Origin of the sequence: Pseudokineococcus sp. 5B2Z-1 (genome assembly GCF_037482305.1) — a bacterium.
GTDB lineage: Bacteria > Actinomycetota > Actinomycetes > Actinomycetales > Quadrisphaeraceae > Pseudokineococcus.
Map to the genome: position 1 here is coordinate 701702 of NZ_JBBHZG010000002.1, position 14697 is coordinate 716398.

Sequence of the window (14697 nt, forward strand, 5' to 3'; positions counted from 1 at the left end):
GCCGGTCCAGCGTCCCGCGGCTCAGGTCCGCAGGACCACCGCGTCGCCGACGGCCACCGGCCCGGGCCGCAGCACGCGCGCCCCGACGCCGAGGACGACCTCCCGCCCGCCCGGCCCCTCGACGACCCGGTCGAGGGCGAGCGCGCCGAGGAGGTCGTCGGGCGCCCGCTCGCCGGTGCCCGGCGTCCGCTGGACGACGGCGCAGCGCGCCACGCCCGCCGTCACCTCGAGGCGGGCGCCGCCCACGTCGAGCACGCGCCCGTGCCAGGAGTCCTCGACGAAGGGCCGCGCGTCGCCCGTGCCCACGAGGACGAGGGAGCGGAAGCGCTCGTCGTCGACCTCCGCTCCCGTGCGCCGGGCGAGCTCGCGCAGCGTCGACGTCGTGAGGAGCACCACCGGCTCGGCGTACACGACGGCGCCCGGTCGCAGCACCCGCGCCAGCGCCACCGGGCGCCCGACGAGGTCCGACAGGGCGGCGTCCCACGGCCCGGGCGCGAGCGCCACGGGGGCGGGCCGACCCCAGTAGTCGGCGACGAGCGGGGCCGTCCCCGGAGCGGGGACGTCCCAGGCGCCCCCCGGGAGCCGCAGGTGCAGGCCGCGACCGGGCCGCGCCGTGGCGCGCACCTGCAGGAGCGCCGGCGTCCGCACCGTGCGCGCCACCACCCAGCGCCCGCCGCCGCGCTCCCCGGCACCCTCCCCACCGCGGTCGCGACCGGTCTCGCGCTCGACGCAGCACCAGCCGCGGTCGCCGACCGCCCCGTGCTCCAGCACGTCGACCCGCTCGGGACGGACGTGCGCCGCCCCCTTGAGCGGGGTCAGCCCCAGCCGCGCCACGCGTCCCTCCACGCCGGCGACGCTAGACCGCGCGGCCGGTCCGTCCTGCGGCAGCGGTGGACGCACGACGCGGTGGACGGCGTCCTCGAGTCCACCGCTGCCGCGACGGCGCCCGGTGCGGCCTCCCGCCTAGTCTCGGGCGCGTGCCGACGCCTCCTGCCGACCGCCCCACCGCCGCGCCCGGACCCCTCGCGGGCGCCGTCCCGATCGCCACGGTGCGGCGCGGCGACGTCGCGGAGTCGGTGCACCTCGGCCACGTCGTCCTCGTCGGGCCCGACGGCGCGGTGCTCGGCGGCCTCGGCGACCCCGACGCGCTCGTGCTGCCCCGCTCGTCCCTCAAGCCCGTCCAGGCCCTCGCGATGCTGCGCTCGGGCCTGCGCCTCGGCGGCGACCTGCTGGCGCTGGGGACGGCGAGCCACAGCGGCGAGGACTTCCACCGCGAGGGCGCCCGGCGCGTCCTCGCCTCGGTGGGGCTCGACGAGGGGGCGCTGCGGAACACCGCCGACCTGCCCTCCGACCCCGAGCTGCGCGCCCGCTGGCAGGCCGAGGGCCGTGCGCCCGAGCGCCTCGCCCAGAACTGCTCGGGCAAGCACGCGGCGATGCTCGCCACCTGCGTCGCCGCGGGCTGGTCGACGGAGGACTACCTGGACACCGGCCACCCGCTGCAGCGGGCCGTCCTCGACGCCGTCCGGGAGACGACGGGCGCGGACGCCGCGGGCACGGGCGAGCTGCTGACGACGGACGGCTGCGGCACGCCGCTGCCCGCCGTCCCCCTCTCCGGCCTCGCGCGCGCCTTCTCGCGCCTCGCGACGGCGGACCGCGGCACGCCCGAGCAGGCCCTGGCGCAGGCCGTCCGCGACTTCCCCGTGTGGGTCGGCGGCACGCGCCGCGACGTCACGGCGCTCCTGCGGGGGGTCCCCGGGCTCATCGCGAAGGACGGCGCGGAGGCGGTCTACGCGGCGGCGCTCCCGGACGGGCGCGCCGTCGCCCTCAAGGTGCTCGACGGCGGGGACCGCGCCCGCCCCGTCGCGATGGCGGCCGCCCTGCGGGCGCTCGGCGTCGACGCCCCCGTCGTCGCGGAGCAGGCGACCGCGCCGGTGCTCGGGCACGGCGAGCCGGTGGGCGAGGTCCGCGGCGTCGACGTCCCGCTGCTGCCGTGAGGGCGGTGCTCCAGCGCGCCACCCGGGCGCGCGTCGTCGTCGACGGGGAGGTCGTCGGCGAGGTCGACCCGCCCGGCGGGCAGGCGCTCGTGCTCCTCGTCGGCGTCGCGCGCGACGACGGCGCGGAGCAGGTGGCCGCGCTCGTGCGGAAGACGGCGGAGCTGCGCGTGCTGCGCGGGGACGCCTCCGCGGTGGACGCCGGGGCGCCCGTCCTCGTCGTCAGCCAGTTCACGCTCCAGGGCGACACCCGCAAGGGGCGCCGGCCCAGCTGGTCGGCGGCCGCGCCGGGGGACGTCGCGGAGCCGCTCGTCGACGCCGTCGTCGCGGGCCTGCGCGAGCGCGGCCTCGAGGTCGCGACCGGGCGCTTCGGCGCGGACATGGCGGTCGAGCTCGTGAACGACGGGCCCGTCACCCTCGTACTCGACGTCTGAGCCGTCGGCGGCCGACCGGGGAGGGGGCCGGTCGGTGGACGCCCCGGCGGGCGGGGGGCCGCCCGCCCGCGCGCCCGCCTAGGCTCCTCCCATGAGCGGTGTCTTCGCGGCCCAGGGGTACGTCACGCTCCTCCTCGGGCTGGCGGTGCTGGCGGTGTGCGTCTTCGCCCTCGTCGACGCCGTCCGCCGCCCGGCGGGCGCCTTCGCGGCGGCGGGCAAGCTCACGAAGAACAAGTGGGTCGCCATCCTCGCCGTGGCCTCGCTCATCAGCTTCGCCGGGCTCGGCGGCCTCGGCCTCATCGTCATCTCCCTCGTCGCGGGCGCGGTGTACCTCGCCGACGTCCGCCCCGCGCTGCGCTCGGTGGGCGGCGGCCGCAGTGGCGGCTCAGGCCCGGTCGGCTGGTAGCCCCGGTCCTCGCGAGCGTCCGGCGGGGTGGCGCGGAGAGGCACGTCAAGCCGGCGCCCCGCCCCGAGCGCGAGGCGACCACGTCGCGCCGAGCCAGTGCCCGGAGCGCCGCGCCGCCGGACGCGGACCCGACCGCGCGCCCCCTCCTCCTGCCCGAGCGATCCCTCCGGAGCCCTCCTCAGCCCGCGACGGCCGACCAGGCGACGGCGAGCTCCCCGAGGCGCCAGCGGCGCGGCCCGCCCCGGGGCGCGCGGTCGAGGACGGGCCACCCGGCGTCGCGCAGGCCTCGGCAGGTGGCGAGCCACCGCTGCCGCGGGCCCCAGGGGGCCAGCGGGGCGGCCCGGTCCCAGGCGGCGTCGAGGGCCGCCAGCAGCGCGTGGACGCGCGAGCCGGCGACGTTGTCGTGGATGAGCGCCTTGGGCAGGCGCTCGGCCACCTCGGACGGGCGAGCCAGGTCGGCCAGGCGCACCGACAGCACGAGCTGCTCCGGCCCCGCCGCGCCGACGACCGCCCACGCCGCGCGCCGCCCCAGCTCGTCGCACGTCGCGTCGAGGAGCAGCCCGCCGGGGGCCAGGCGACCCGTGACGACGGCCCAGGCGGCGGGCACGTCCGCCGCGGCGTACTGGCGCAGCACGTTGGCGGCGCGCACGAGCACCGGGCGCCGCCCCGCGACGGGCCCGCCCAGCTCGAAGCCGCCGACGCCGAAGGCCACCCCGCGCGCCCGGTCGGCCGGCACCGCCCGCAGGGCCGCCGCGGCGTGCGCGGCGCGGGCCGGGTCGACCTCGAGGCCCACGACCTCCACGTCGGGGCGGACGCGGCGCAGCGCGCGCGCCAGGTGCAGCGTCGTCACGGCCGACGACCCGAAGCCGAGGTCGACGACGAGGGGGTCCTCGGCCCCCCGCAGGAGCGCCGCCCCCGGCCCCGCCAGCCAGCGGTCGGTGCGCCGCAGCCGGTCCACGCCCGTCGTCCCGCGCGTCGGGACGCCGAGGGGGCCCCGCGCGCGACCCCGGCGCCCCCCGGCGAGTCGGATCGCGCCCGCGGGCACGGCGGCGGAGGACGGCGCGGGCACATGCCCATCCTCGCGGCTCGGGCGCGGGGGCGTGAGGGCGTAGGTTCGTGCCCGTGGACGCGAGCTCGTCGCGGGGGCCGCGCCGGGTCGCGCTGGTCTCGGCGCACACCTCACCCCTGGCGCAGGCGGGCACGGGCGACGCGGGCGGCCTCAACACCTACGTCGTCGGCCTGGCGCGCGGGCTCGCCGCCCGGGGCGCGGAGGTCGACGTCGTCACGCGCGCCACGTCGCCCGACCAGCCGCCCGTGCACGCGGCGTCCCCGGGCGTGCGCGTGGTCCACCTCGCCGCGGGCCCGCCGCGCGAGGTCGACAAGGAGGAGCTGCCGGCGCTCGTGGGTGAGATGGCCGAGGCCCTCGTCGCCGCGGCGCCGCCGGGGGGCTACGACGTCGTCCACACCCACTACTGGCTCTCCGGCGAGGTCGGCCGTCGGGCCGCCGGCACCTGGGGCGCGCCGCTGGTCCACAGCATGCACACGATGGCGCTCGTCAAGGACGCCCACCGCGGGCCCGGCCAGCCCCTCGAGCCCGCGGAGCGCGTGCGCGGCGAGCGGGGCCTCGTCGCGGCGGCCGACGGCCTCGTCGCGAGCACGGCCGACGAGGCCCGCGAGCTCGTGGAGCTCTACGGCGCGGACCCGGCCCGCGTCGCCGTCGTGCCGCCCGGGGTCGACCTGTCCGCCTTCGGCCCGCCGGCGGACGCCGCGGCCCGGGCGGCCGAGCGGGAGGGCCTCGGCCTCGCCCCCGCCGACCGGGTCCTGCTCTTCGCGGGCCGCCTGCAGCCGCTCAAGGGCCCCGACGTGCTCCTGCGCGCGGCGGCGGAGCTCACCGCGGCGGACCCTGCCGAGGGCGGTCGCCTCGTCGTCGTGGTCGTCGGGGGACCCTCCGGCCGCGGCGCGGGCCGCAGCGCCCGGGAGGACCTGCGCTCGCTCGCCGCCGGGCTGGGGCTCGTGGGCGGCCCGGGCGGCGACGTGCTGCGGCTCGTCGACCCGCTGCCGGCGCCCGAGCTGGCCCGCTGGTACCGCGCCGCCGACGTCGTCGCCGTCCCCTCGCGCACGGAGTCCTTCGGGCTCGTGGCGCTCGAGGCGCAGGCCTGCGGCACCCCCGTCGTCGCGACGGCGACCGGCGGTCTGCGGACGGCCGTGGCGGACGGGCGCACGGGGCTGCTCGTCCCGGACGCCGACCCGCGCCGGTGGGCGACGGCGCTCGGCGCGCTCCTCGACGACGAGCCGCGGCGGCGGGCCCTCGGGGAGGCCGCCGCCGTGCACGCGGCCGGCTTCAGCTGGGCGCGGACGGCGGAGCGCACGCTCGACCTCTACGGCGCGGCCGCGGCCCGGCGCGCAGGCGGCGCAGCGGGGCGGCCCCGCGCCCGCGTCACCTGCGGCTGACCGCGGCGCCGCCCCTAGGGTTGGCGGCATGTCGACCACCACGGGCGCGCGCGGCGCGTCGATGACCCTGGTGCTGCTACGCCACGGCGAGAGCGAGTGGAACGCGAAGAACCTCTTCACCGGCTGGGTCGACGTGCCCCTGTCGGAGAAGGGCGAGGCGGAGGCCCGCCGCGGCGGCGAGCTGCTGGCCGCCGAGGGCCTCCTGCCCGACCTCGTGCACACCTCGCTCCTGCGCCGCGCGATCACCACCGCCAACCTCGCCCTCGACGCGGCCGACCGGCACTGGGTGCCCGTCACGCGCTCGTGGCGCCTCAACGAGCGCCACTACGGCGCGCTGCAGGGCAAGGACAAGGCCCAGACGCTCGAGACGTACGGCGAGGAGCAGTTCATGCTCTGGCGCCGCTCGTACAGCACGCCGCCCCCGGAGATCGAGGCGGGCGACGAGTTCAGCCAGGCCGGCGACCCCCGCTACGCCGACCTCGGCGACGACATGCCGCGCACCGAGTGCCTGCAGGACGTCGTCGGCCGGATGCTCCCGTACTGGGACTCGGCGATCGTCCCCGACCTGCGGGCGGGCCGCACCGTCCTCGTGGCGGCGCACGGCAACTCGCTGCGCGCGCTCGTCAAGCACCTCGACGGGATCAGCGACGACGACATCGCCGGCCTCAACATCCCCACCGGCATCCCGCTGCTCTACGAGCTCGACGAGGACCTGCGCCCCACCACCCCGGGCGGGCGCTACCTCGACCCCGACGCCGCGGCCGAGGCGGCCGCCGCCGTCGCGGCGCAGGGCCGCAAGAGCTGACCCGGCACCGCTCCTGACGACCGAGGGCCCGCACCGCTCCAGCGGTGCGGGCCCTCGGTCGTCGTGCGAGGTGTCGTCGTGCGAGGTGTCGTCGTCGGCGCGGCGTCAGCTCGCGACGGGCTGGACCGGCTTCATCCAGTCGCCCGTCACGAGGAAGCCGACGCGGCGGACGACCGAGACGGCGTGGTCGCCGTAGCGCTCGAAGTAGCGGCTGCACAGCGTGATGTCGATGGTGCGCTCGGCGCTCTCCTGCCACTCCGGCGCCTGCATCGCGGCGAAGACCGAGCGGTGCAGCTCGTCGAGGCGGTCGTCGTCGCGCTCGACCTGCGCGGCGAGCTCGAGGTCGCGCGTGGCGATGACGGTGCCGGCGGTCGTCGCGATGCTCGCGGCGGCGTCGCCCATGGCGGAGATGGTCGGCACGAGCGACTCGGGGACGACGAGGTGCGGGTGGCGCAGCCGCGCCTGGCTCGCGACGTGGCGCGCCAGGTCGCCCATGCGCTCGATGGACGTCGACATCCGCAGCGCCGACACGACGACCCGCAGGTCGGTGGCGACGGGCGACTCGCGCGCCAGGAGGGCGACGGCCCGGTCGTCGAGGTGGCGCTGCTGGGCGTCGATCTGGGCGTCGGCGGAGATGACGCTCTCGGCCAGCGCGAGGTCGCCCTCCAGCAGCGCCTGCGTCGCGTTCGCCATCGCCGCGCTGACGAGACCGCTCATCTGGGTGAGCTGCTCGGCCAGGGACCGCAGCTCGTCGTGGAAGACCTCTCGCATGGCCGAAGCCTCGCACCGGTCGATGAACGGAGTCGACCCCGCCGGTGAACGCCGGGCGACCGGGCGGTGCCGGTCGCGCCGCGGGCTCCGGGCGCCCCGCGGCCGGTCCTACGCTGCGGGCCGTGGACGGCTCCTGGACTCCTGCGCTCGCGGGCCTCGTCGGGGTGCTCGTGGGGGTCGTCGGCGTGCTCGCGCCCCGGTGGGGCGCCCGCCGGCCGGAGCCGGAGCCGCCCCCGGAGGACGACCTGCCGACGGGCGCCGCCGACGTGCTGGCGGTGCTGTCCTCGGCGGTCGTCGTCGTGGACGTGGCGGACGTCGTCGTGCGGGCCAGCGCCGCCGCGCACGCCTTCGGGCTGGTGCGCGACCGCGAGCTCGTGCACCCCGAGCTCGCCGGGCTCGTCACGCGCGTGCGGCGGGACGGGGAGATCCGCGACGCCGAGATGTCGCTGCCGCGGGGGCCCTTCGTGGCGCCGGGCGCCGACGGCGCGGGCGTCCTCGTCGTCGGCGTGCGCGTGGCCCCCCTCGGCTCCCTCCACGTGCTCGTCCTCGTCGAGGACCGCACGCAGGCCAAGCGCCTGGAGGAGGTGCGCCGCGACTTCGTCGCCAACGTCAGCCACGAGCTGAAGACGCCGGTCAGCGCCATCGCCCTGCTCGCCGAGACGATGGACGACGCCGCCGAGGACCCGACCGCGGTCCGGCGCTTCGCGCAGCGGATGACGAGGGAGTCGCAGCGCCTGTCGGCGCTCGTGCAGGAGATCGTCCAGCTGTCGCGCCTGCAGGACGCCGACTCCCGCCACCAGCCGGTGCCGGTCGACGTCGACGAGGCCGTGCTCGAGGCGGTCGACCGCACCCGGCTCGTCGCCGAGGGCCGCGGCGTCCGCATCACCACGCGCCTGGCGCGCGAGGACGACGGCGGCGGGCCCGGCGGCACCCCGCCGGCCGAGGTCTGGGGGGACCGCGAGCTCGTCGTCACCGCCGTGCGCAACCTCGTCGACAACGGCGTGTCCTACTCGGACGCGGGCACCCGCGTGGCCGTCGTCGTCACGGTCGTCGACGAGCGCGTCGAGGTCGTCGTCAGCGACCAGGGCATCGGCATCCCCGAGTCCGAGGTCGGCCGGGTCTTCGAGCGCTTCTACCGCCTCGACCCGGCCCGCTCGCGGGCCACCGGCGGCACGGGCCTCGGGCTGTCGATCGTCAAGCACGTCGCCGCCACCCACGGCGGCGAGGTGGGCGTGTGGAGCAGCCCCGGCGAGGGGTCGACCTTCACGCTCCGCTTCCCCCTGCGCCGCGCCGAGGACGACGGGGACCGCACCTGACCCACCTGCTCGCGGGCGCCCGCGCACTCCGTGCGGCGCCCACCGTCGACCCGGGAGGACCCCGCGTGACCCGCATCCTGCTCGTCGAGGACGAGGAGTCCCTCAGCGACCCCCTCGCCTACCAGCTCGGCCGCGAGGGGTACGAGGTGGCCGTGGCCGCCGACGGCCCCTCGGCGGTGGCCGAGTTCGACCGCGCGGGAGCCGACCTCGTGCTCCTCGACCTCATGCTCCCGGGACTGCCCGGCACCGAGGTGTGCCGGCAGCTGCGGGCCCGCAGCGCCGTCCCCGTCATCATGCTGACGGCCAAGGACAGCGAGGTGGACGTCGTCGTGGGCCTCGAGCTCGGGGCGGACGACTACGTGACCAAGCCGTACTCCTCGCGCGAGCTCCTCGCCCGCATCCGGGCGGTGCTGCGCCGCCGCGGCGAGCCGGAGGAGGACGACGACGCCGGTGCCCTCGCCGCCGGCCCGGTGCGCATGGACGTCGAGCGCCACGTCGTGACGCTCGACGGGGAGCCGGTGGCCCTGCCGCTCAAGGAGTTCGAGCTGCTCGAGGTGCTCCTGCGCAACGCCGGCCGCGTGCTCACCCGCGGCCAGCTCATCGACCGCGTCTGGGGCGCCGACTACGTGGGGGACACCAAGACCCTCGACGTCCACGTCAAGCGGCTGCGCGCCAAGATCGAGGAGGACCCGGCGTCGCCCCGGCGGCTCGTCACGGTGCGCGGGCTGGGCTACAAGCTCGAGGGCTGAGGGCGACGGGGGCCTCCCGCCGCGCGGCCGACGGCGGGCGGCGGGCCGGAGAGGTGCGACCGATGAGCCCGGCCGTCCGGGCCGGTCGTCACGGGGGAGGGCCGGTGGTCGGCCCCGTGAGCGGAGGCGCCATGACGACCGAGATGTGCCCCTACCTGCACCCCCGCGGGAGCGCGCGGGAGGCGCTCGCGGCCTACCGGCGCGCCCTGGGGGGCGCGGAGCCGGTGGTGACGACGTACGGCTCGCTGGGGATGGACGACCCGGGCGTGCGCGACATGGTGGCCAACGCCGTGCTCCGGACGGACGTCGGCGGTCCGCTCATGGTCTCCGACCTGCCCCCGGGCACGGAGGAGCCCGCGGGCGTCGCGTGCCTCTTCGGTGACGACGAGGCGGCGCTGCGCGGGGCCTGGGACGTCCTGGCCGAGGGCGCCGAGGTGTTCGCGCCGCTCGAGCCCTCGCCCTGGGGCAGCCTCTTCGGCTCGCTGCGCGACCGCTGGGGTGTCAGCTGGCTCGTCGACGTCGACGGGGCCGGCGGGGCCGCGGGCTGAGCCCTCGGCGCCGGATGAGGCAGGAGCCCCGACCGGTGGTCGGGGCTCCTGCCGCTCGGGCTGCGCGGCCCGGGCTGTGCTGCTGGGAGAGGAGCTGCCGGAGGCGGGCTCCGCTACCGGGCGACGCCCGGCGTCGTGGCGGCCGCCGTGGGGACGAGGGTCTGGTACTCGGGCAGCGAGCCGTTGAGGAGCGGCGTCTCGACCTCGAGCACCGCGCCGTCGAGGACCATCGTCACGGGCACGAGCTCGCCGGGGACGGCGCCGACCGGGTCGGCGAGCAGGTCGCCCGAGACCTCGGCGCCCTCGGGGAGCTCCTGGCTGCCCGTGTCCTCCGTCTGCTGCTCGCCGAGGGGGACGCTGGTGCGCGCCGGGACGGTCACCTCGCCCGACAGGCCGCCCGGGCCGGAGATCTCGACGGAGACCTCGTCGAGGCTCTCGTTGACGAGGACGCCGTAGAGGCGCGCCGGGCCGTCCTCCTCGGGGCCGATGAGCAGGAGGTTGCGCACGAGGAGCGCCGTGCCCGGGCCGTCGGCGTCCGTCTCCGAGAGCGGGAAGTACGCCTGGACGCCGTCGGAGGGCGCGTACTGCAGCTCCGTCGAGAACTGGTTGACGACGGGCGAGACGGCGCACCCCGCGCTGGCCGAGACCGCGGCGGCGGCGAGGACCACGGCGGCCGCGCGGCGCGCTGCGGGACGTGTCGGGCGGGGCACGGGCGTCTCCTCGGGTCGGTCGCGACGTCTGGGGCGGAGCGTAGCCGTGGCGGGTCGCGGCAGCGCCCGCGGGCTCGCCGGGCCCTCGTCCGAGGGGGTGCCGCAGCACGCCGCGGGGGCCGCTGTCAAGGCCTTCGGGGCGCCGTTCTCGGGCCGCGCGGGCCTCTGACCTGCGACGATGCTCCCTCAAGTGCCCGGGGGCACTGCTTCGCCGTGGTAACCTCGAGGTCACGAAAGGGGAATAGAGCAGATGGCTTTCACTGTCGGCGAGACTGTCGTGTACCCCCATCACGGGGCGGCCCTGATCGAGGAGATCAAGACCCGGATGATCAAGGGGGAGGAGAAGCTCTACCTCCGCCTCAAGGTCGCCCAGGGAGACCTGACCATCGAGGTCCCCGCGGAGAACTGCGACCTGGTCGGCGTCCGCGACGTCGTCGGCAAGGAGGGCCTCGACCGCGTGTTCGAGGTCCTGCGCGCCCCCTACACCGAGGAGCCGACCAACTGGTCGCGCCGCTACAAGGCGAACCTCGAGAAGCTCGCCTCCGGCGACGTCATCAAGGTCGCCGAGGTCGTGCGCGACCTCTGGCGCCGCGACCAGGACCGCGGCCTGTCGGCCGGCGAGAAGCGCATGCTCGCCAAGGCCCGCCAGATCCTCGTCTCCGAGCTCGCGCTCGCGGAGAAGACCGAGGAGACGAAGGCCGAGGCCATCCTCGACGAGGTCCTCGCGTCCTGAGCACCGCACCGCAGACGGAGCCCGTCGCCCCCCGGGGGGCGACGGGCTCCGCGCGTCCCGGGGGCACCGGTGGTGTCGCGGGTGGCGCGGGCGCCGTCGCGTGCGTCCTCGTCGCCGCCGGGAGCGGCACCCGCCTGGCCGCGGGGCGTCCGAAGGCCTTCGTCGCCGTGGGCGGCGCCCCGCTGCTCGTCCACGCCGCCGCGGGCCTCGCGGCGGCGGACGCCCTCGACCGGGTCGTCGTCGTCGTCCCCGCCGGGCTGGAGGACGAGGCGCGCCGCCTGCTGGCGGAGGTGCCGGGGATGCCCCCGACGGACGTCGTCGAGGGCGGTCCCAGCCGGCAGGCGTCGGTGGCCGCGGGCCTCGGCGCCCTCCCCGCGGGCGCCGACGTCGTCCTCGTCCACGACGCGGCCCGGGCCCTGGCCCCGGCCGACCTCGTGCGGCGCGTGGTCGCGGCGGTCCGCCCGGGCGGCCACGAGGTCGTCGTGCCCGCGGTGCCCGTGGCCGACACGCTGCGCGACGTCTCGGGCGGCGTCGTCGACCGCTCGCGCCTGCGGGGGGTGCAGACGCCGCAGGGTTTCACCGCCGACGTCCTGCGACGGGCGCACGTCGCGGCGGCCGTGGGGGAGGGCGCCACCGACGACGCCGGCCTGGCCGAGGCGGCGGGTGCGCGCGTGCACCTCGTCGAGGGCGACGCCGAGGCGTTCAAGGTCACCGGCCCGCTCGACCTCCTGCTCGCCGAGGCCGTGCTCGCGCGACGCGCGACCTCCCCGGGCCCCGCACCGTCGTCGGCCGCGGCGTCGCCCGTGGGCGGGGCGCCGGCGTGAGCGCCGACGACGCGGCCACGCCGTCCGCCCGTCCTCCGTCACCGACCGCCGGTCCGCCCCGGGTGGGCACGGGCGTCGACGTGCACGCCTTCGCGCCGGAGGGCTCCGACCGCGAGCTGTGGGTCGCCGGCCTGCGGTGGCCGGGCGAGCGCGGCCTCGACGGCCACTCCGACGCCGACGTCGTGGCGCACGCGGCCTGCGACGCCCTGCTGGCCGCCGCGGGGATCGGCGACCTCGGGCAGCACTTCGGCACGGCCGAGCCGCAGTGGGCCGGGGCGTCCGGCGCGACCCTCCTCGCGGAGACGGCCCGCCGGGTGCGGGAGGCCGGCTTCGAGGTCGGCAACGTCTCCGTGCAGCTGCTCGGCAACCGGCCGCGCTTCTCGCCCCGGCGCGCCGAGGCGCAGGAGGCGCTCTCGCGGGCGGCGGGCGCGCCCGTCGCGGTCTCCGCGACGACGACGGACGGGCTCGGGCTCACCGGTCGCGGAGAGGGCCTCGCGGCCGTCGCGACGGCGCTCGTCGTCCCCCGCTGAGGGACGACCCGGCGGTCGAGGGGGGACGTCCGAGGGGTGCGGGGGCTCAGCCCCGGTCGAGCACGCGCACCTCGACGGCCTCGTGGACGGCGGCCACGGCCTCGCCGGGCGCCCGGCAGGTGAGCCGCGCCGGGGGGCGACGGGTCCGCTCGACCGTGACGACGCTGAGGGCCGGCAGCGGGCCGGTGCCCCGCACCTCGACCTCCCACCGGTCGCGGCCCACCGGCACGGGCCGACCACCCCGCGCGTCGCGCACGGACGCGGGCCCGTAGCGGCCCAGGACGCCGATGACGGCCGCCTGGACGGCGGGCGGGCCGCTGCTCGTGCCGCGCAGGTGGCGCGTCGAGACCCGCCCGGCCAGGTGGTCCTCGACCACGCCCTCGGCGGACGCCGGGGCGAGGTCGCCGTAGTAGGCGCCGTCGGGCAGCACGAGGAGGTTGGGCGCGAAACGGTCCCCGCCGACGTGCGAGCACTCCCACGTCGCCGTCGGCCAGCGGGCGGCGAGGGCCGCGGCGACGGGGCGCCCCCGGACGGCGCAGCACGCGTCGTGCCGCCCGTGGGCGCAGACGAGGAGCAGCGGGTCCCGCTCGGCCCCCGCGCCCTCGACGAGGGGCTCACCGAGGGCGCGGGCGGCCTCCTCGAGGCCGGCGTCGAGACGAGCGCGCTCCTCCCCGTCCGCGCCGAGCGCGTCGGGGTGCGCCGCCCCGGCGTCCCAGGCGCCCCAGCGCACGAGGCCCGTCGGCTCGTCGACGACGGCCCAGGCCCGCGTCGCGGGGGAGGATGCGCCGGCGCTCGGGCCCTGCCCCGGCGCAGCGGCGCCCCGCACGGCGGGCCGGCGCACGAGCAGGACCCGCCCGCCCGCGGCCGCGGCGGCGTCGCGCAGCCGCTCGTGGAGCGCGGCGGGCAGCCCCGACCCGGCCAGCGCGTCCGGCGCCCAGGGGCCGGGGTGCTCGACCAGCAGCCAGCGGCGCGTCCACGCCGCGGTCGCGCCGAGGGGGTCGCACCGGCGGCGCGCGTCGTCGGAGCACCGCGGCAGGTCGCGGCGCCGCTGCGGGGCGTCCGCGCTGCCCGGGTCGACCTGCGCGGGGACGGCGACGCCGGGGCGCCCGGGGGACGGGGGTGCGCTCACCGGGGGACGAGGACCCCCGCGAGCACGAGGCGGCGCGCGAGGTCGGCGGACGGGACCGCGTCGGGGAGGGCCGCGCCGGGGGAGCCGCCGTCGCCCACGGCGAGGAGCGCCCGCACGGCGTCGACGTCGTCAGCGCCGAGGACGACGTCGCCCGCGCGGCTGCGCAGGACCGCACCGTCGGCGCGCTCCTCGAGCACCGCGGCGAGGTGACGGCGGAGCACCAGCCCCGACGCGTCGCCGGTGCGCTCGACCTCCTGCGCCGCGCGCAGCTGGGTGAGGGGCCCCACCGGCTCGGCGCGCTGGTTGGCACGCACCTGACCGGCGAGGGGTCGGGCGAGGCGCTCGGTGTCGACGGCCCGGACGGCGGCGAGGAGCCGCTCGCGCACGAGCTCGAGGTCGTCGGCGGTCGACGACGGGTCGTCGACGCGCACGCCGAGGGGCAGGGACGCGCGCACGTCGGCGTCGTCGCCGAGGTCGGCCAGGGCGGCTCGCAGGAGCTGCTCGGCGAGGCCGTGACGCGTCCACGGGTGCACGCCGATGGTGAGATGGGTGCTGACGTCGCCGAGGGCCGTCGCCGCGTGGAGGTAGCCGCGCGGCAGGTAGAGGCAGTCGCCGGGGCGCAGCACGGCGTCGAGCAGCGGCTCGCGGGCGGCCTCGGCCTCGACCGCGGCGCGCCGCGCCGTCCAGGGCTGGTCGCGCAGCGGGCTGGGGTGCACGGGCTCGTGCAGCCGCCAGCGCTTCTCACCCTCCACCTGGAGGACGAAGACGTCGTGGACGTCGTAGTGGTCGTCGAAGCCCCGCGACTGCGGCGGCGTGACGTAGGCGTTGACCTGGACGGGGTGGCCGAGGTCGGCCGCCAGCGCCTGGGAGAAGTCCACGAGCGCGGGCCACGTCCGGTGCAGGCCCTGCAGGACCATGGTCGAGCCGTCGGAGAAGAGGCGGACCAGCTTGTCGTCGCTCACCTGGTCGCCCACGGTCGCGCCGACGCCGCCGCCCGCGGTGAACGAGCGGTCGGGCAGCGTGGTGCCCTGCTTGGCCACGCGCAGGAACGGCGTCCGCAGCCCCCGCGTGGAGACGAGCTCGTCCACGGCGCCCGCGGACAGCAGGTCCTCGAAGCCCCGCGGCAGGTCCTCGGCCCGTGTGAGCAGGGGGCGCTCGCCCCAGGTGGCGCCGAAGCCGTCCGCCGCCGCGCCGACCAGTCGTCGCAGCGCGGCGAGCCGCGGCGCGTCGTCACCGGCCGCCCCGTCGGGGGCGGGACCGTCGTGCCGGTCCGGGGGGGGGGGGGGGGCGGCAGGACGCA

Annotated in this window: 17 protein-coding genes; 11 read left to right on the plus strand and 6 right to left on the minus strand. The window is 78.5% G+C overall.

The features are described 5' to 3' along the window. Window positions 1–21 precede the first annotated feature (21 nt). Window positions 22–846, minus strand: coding sequence for an MOSC domain-containing protein (locus WDV85_RS07310; protein ID WP_339570005.1), 825 nt, complete (start codon window positions 844–846; stop codon window positions 22–24). Between the two features lie 131 nt (window positions 847–977). Between WDV85_RS07310 and WDV85_RS07315 the strand changes: the two genes are divergently transcribed. The 3 genes from WDV85_RS07315 (at window position 978) to WDV85_RS07325 (ending at window position 2831) form a co-directional block, all read left to right on the plus strand. Further along, window positions 978–1994, plus strand: coding sequence for an asparaginase (locus tag WDV85_RS07315; RefSeq protein WP_339570006.1), 1017 nt, complete (start codon window positions 978–980; stop codon window positions 1992–1994). Beyond that, window positions 1991–2425, plus strand: coding sequence for a D-aminoacyl-tRNA deacylase (gene dtd, locus WDV85_RS07320; RefSeq protein WP_445263212.1), 435 nt, complete (start codon window positions 1991–1993; stop codon window positions 2423–2425). The genes WDV85_RS07315 and dtd overlap by 4 nt, the downstream gene beginning before the upstream one ends. A 91-nt stretch (window positions 2426–2516) precedes the next feature. Continuing rightward, complete coding sequence (locus tag WDV85_RS07325) at window positions 2517–2831, plus strand: DUF2516 family protein (RefSeq protein ID WP_339570008.1); 315 nt, start codon at window positions 2517–2519, stop codon at window positions 2829–2831. A gap of 178 nt (window positions 2832–3009) precedes the next feature. Here WDV85_RS07325 and WDV85_RS07330 read toward each other — a convergent pair whose 3' ends face one another. After that, the gene (locus WDV85_RS07330) at window positions 3010–3861 is read right to left on the minus strand and encodes a class I SAM-dependent methyltransferase (RefSeq protein ID WP_445263257.1); all 852 of its coding nucleotides are present in this window, start codon (window positions 3859–3861) and stop codon (window positions 3010–3012) included. Window positions 3862–3953: 92 nt separating this feature from the next. On the opposite strand from WDV85_RS07330, the gene mshA reads away from it, so the two are divergent. Together mshA and WDV85_RS07340 are read left to right on the plus strand one after the other, a co-directional pair. Continuing rightward, window positions 3954–5282, plus strand: coding sequence for a D-inositol-3-phosphate glycosyltransferase (gene mshA, locus WDV85_RS07335; protein ID WP_339570010.1), 1329 nt, complete (start codon window positions 3954–3956; stop codon window positions 5280–5282). A gap of 28 nt (window positions 5283–5310) precedes the next feature. Beyond that, window positions 5311–6087 (plus strand): phosphoglyceromutase, encoded by a 777-nt coding sequence (locus tag WDV85_RS07340; RefSeq protein WP_171203485.1) that lies wholly within the window; start codon window positions 5311–5313, stop codon window positions 6085–6087. Window positions 6088–6192: 105 nt separating this feature from the next. On the opposite strand, the gene phoU is transcribed toward WDV85_RS07340, so the two are convergent. Continuing rightward, complete coding sequence (gene phoU, locus WDV85_RS07345; RefSeq protein ID WP_171203484.1) at window positions 6193–6858, minus strand: phosphate signaling complex protein PhoU; 666 nt, start codon at window positions 6856–6858, stop codon at window positions 6193–6195. 122 nt (window positions 6859–6980) lie between these two features. Between phoU and WDV85_RS07350 the strand changes: the two genes are divergently transcribed. The 3 genes from WDV85_RS07350 to WDV85_RS07360 all read left to right on the plus strand — a co-directional run bounded on the left by WDV85_RS07350 (window position 6981) and on the right by WDV85_RS07360 (window position 9471). Continuing rightward, complete coding sequence (locus WDV85_RS07350) at window positions 6981–8174, plus strand: sensor histidine kinase (RefSeq protein ID WP_339570011.1); 1194 nt, start codon at window positions 6981–6983, stop codon at window positions 8172–8174. A 65-nt stretch (window positions 8175–8239) separates the two neighbouring features. Next, window positions 8240–8923, plus strand: a complete 684-nt coding sequence (locus WDV85_RS07355; RefSeq protein ID WP_339570012.1) for a response regulator transcription factor — start codon at window positions 8240–8242, stop codon at window positions 8921–8923. Between the two features lie 116 nt (window positions 8924–9039). Continuing rightward, window positions 9040–9471 (plus strand): VOC family protein, encoded by a 432-nt coding sequence (locus tag WDV85_RS07360; protein WP_339570013.1) that lies wholly within the window; start codon window positions 9040–9042, stop codon window positions 9469–9471. Window positions 9472–9584: 113 nt separating this feature from the next. On the opposite strand, the gene WDV85_RS07365 is transcribed toward WDV85_RS07360, so the two are convergent. Further along, window positions 9585–10181, minus strand: a complete 597-nt coding sequence (locus WDV85_RS07365) for a hypothetical protein (protein WP_339570014.1) — start codon at window positions 10179–10181, stop codon at window positions 9585–9587. A 250-nt stretch (window positions 10182–10431) separates the two neighbouring features. Here WDV85_RS07365 and WDV85_RS07370 point away from each other — a divergent pair, with 250 nt between their 5' ends. From WDV85_RS07370 to ispF, 3 genes are all read left to right on the plus strand, one after another. Next, entirely contained in the window at window positions 10432–10914 is a 483-nt protein-coding gene (locus WDV85_RS07370; RefSeq protein ID WP_171203480.1) for a CarD family transcriptional regulator, read from the plus strand. Window positions 10915–11048: 134 nt separating this feature from the next. Then, a complete protein-coding gene (ispD, locus tag WDV85_RS07375; RefSeq protein WP_445263258.1) occupies window positions 11049–11738 on the plus strand; it encodes a 2-C-methyl-D-erythritol 4-phosphate cytidylyltransferase in 690 nt (229 codons plus the stop codon). Beyond that, on the plus strand, window positions 11735–12268 hold the full coding sequence (gene ispF, locus WDV85_RS07380; protein WP_339570015.1) for a 2-C-methyl-D-erythritol 2,4-cyclodiphosphate synthase: 534 nt from the start codon (window positions 11735–11737) through the stop codon (window positions 12266–12268). The genes ispD and ispF overlap by 4 nt, the downstream gene beginning before the upstream one ends. A gap of 46 nt (window positions 12269–12314) precedes the next feature. Here the strand turns inward: ispF and WDV85_RS07385 are convergent, their stop codons facing one another. Continuing rightward, window positions 12315–13397, minus strand: a complete 1083-nt coding sequence (locus WDV85_RS07385; protein ID WP_339570016.1) for a sucrase ferredoxin — start codon at window positions 13395–13397, stop codon at window positions 12315–12317. Continuing rightward, on the minus strand, window positions 13394–14605 hold the full coding sequence (locus tag WDV85_RS07390; RefSeq protein WP_445263259.1) for a cupin domain-containing protein: 1212 nt from the start codon (window positions 14603–14605) through the stop codon (window positions 13394–13396). Before WDV85_RS07390 ends, WDV85_RS07385 begins: the two co-directional genes overlap by 4 nt. Between the last annotated feature and the right edge of the window lie 92 nt (window positions 14606–14697).

What these genes read in the sequence shown, in the direction of transcription:
- WDV85_RS07325 (WP_339570008.1), top strand. Translation starts at nt 2,517, where the DNA reads ATGAGCGGTGTCTTCGCGGCCCAGGGGTACGTCACGCTCCTCCTCGGG.
- WDV85_RS07340 (WP_171203485.1), top strand. Translation starts at nt 5,311, where the DNA reads ATGTCGACCACCACGGGCGCGCGCGGCGCGTCGATGACCCTGGTGCTG.
- phoU (WP_171203484.1), bottom strand. Translation starts at nt 6,858, where the DNA reads ATGCGAGAGGTCTTCCACGACGAGCTGCGGTCCCTGGCCGAGCAGCTC.
- WDV85_RS07370 (WP_171203480.1), top strand. Translation starts at nt 10,432, where the DNA reads ATGGCTTTCACTGTCGGCGAGACTGTCGTGTACCCCCATCACGGGGCG.